1 protein-coding gene is annotated in these 361 nt (G+C 60.7%); it reads right to left on the bottom strand.

Annotated features, from left to right (window positions below; all coding sequences use genetic code 11):
* Positions 1 to 111: 111 nt before the first annotated feature.
* The coding region (locus EN852_RS41320) for a hypothetical protein (protein ID WP_210238304.1) at positions 112 to 361 on the bottom strand (250 nt) is incomplete at its 5' end.

Below are 361 nucleotides of genomic sequence, written 5' to 3'. Positions count from 1 at the left end.
CTCGACGCCCCACACCGGCACGACCTTCTTCGCGCCGACACGGCCCACGCTGCAGAAGCTTGTCGAAGGCGTTCAGGAATAGCGTCGCCGGGCTGTGGCTAGGCTAGCCCATCAATAGTTCACTGCTTCGAGCAAGGCCTTCAGCACCGCGCCTTTTCGCAGGCCTACCTGGAAATCTCGCGCAATGAATTCCAGGGTCGAATCGTGGAACGTGAGAATGAAGTGCCGGCGCCCGGAAAACAACTCCGGCACATGGCGCGGGTGAACCCGGTTCGCTTCTTCCAGAGAAGCAATCCACGACGAATTGAGGACCTCAAACGCGGAATATGGCTGCAGGCCGAGCGCGTAGAGCCGATGCCCG

Origin of the sequence: Mesorhizobium sp. M2E.F.Ca.ET.209.01.1.1 (genome assembly GCF_004010375.2) — a bacterium.
GTDB lineage: Bacteria > Pseudomonadota > Alphaproteobacteria > Rhizobiales > Rhizobiaceae > Mesorhizobium.
Note: the sequence above shows the minus strand (reverse complement) of the source record. Positions and strands in the feature narration are given on the sequence as shown.